The sequence below is a fragment of the Chryseobacterium sp. SIMBA_029 genome (genome assembly GCF_046535275.1).
In the GTDB taxonomy this organism is placed as follows: Bacteria; Bacteroidota; Bacteroidia; order Flavobacteriales; family Weeksellaceae; genus Chryseobacterium.
The window spans coordinates 1-262 of sequence record NZ_JAWRXA010000459.1 but is presented as its reverse complement, the minus strand read 5'-3'; the positions used below and the strand labels follow the sequence as shown (position 1 = coordinate 262).

At 58.0% G+C, this 262-nt stretch carries 1 protein-coding gene; it reads left to right on the top strand.

Going from position 1 to position 262, the window contains the following annotated elements; translation table 11 throughout:
• The coding region (locus tag SB679_RS24815) for a TniQ family protein (protein WP_410704954.1) at window positions 1–262 on the top strand (262 nt) is incomplete at both ends.

Here is a 262-nt window from a genome sequence, read left to right as displayed (position 1 = left end):
CGGCACGCCCGATACTGAAAGCCTACTGAGCTACTTCTATCGCCTCGCGGTCTCGCATTGCGTATCCGCCCATTCACTGATGGGGAGAGTCTCAGCCGATATGGGTTGGGACAAGCGAGTCGATTCAAACCTTCAGATGCGCGAATTCAACGTGAATGCGAGCGGTGAAGTTGCTCAACGCTGGTCCGCCGCCCTGTCACAACTTACATCTGTCGCTGGCCTCCACAACCTGACCATGCTTCCGTGGCGCAGCGTCGTCGCC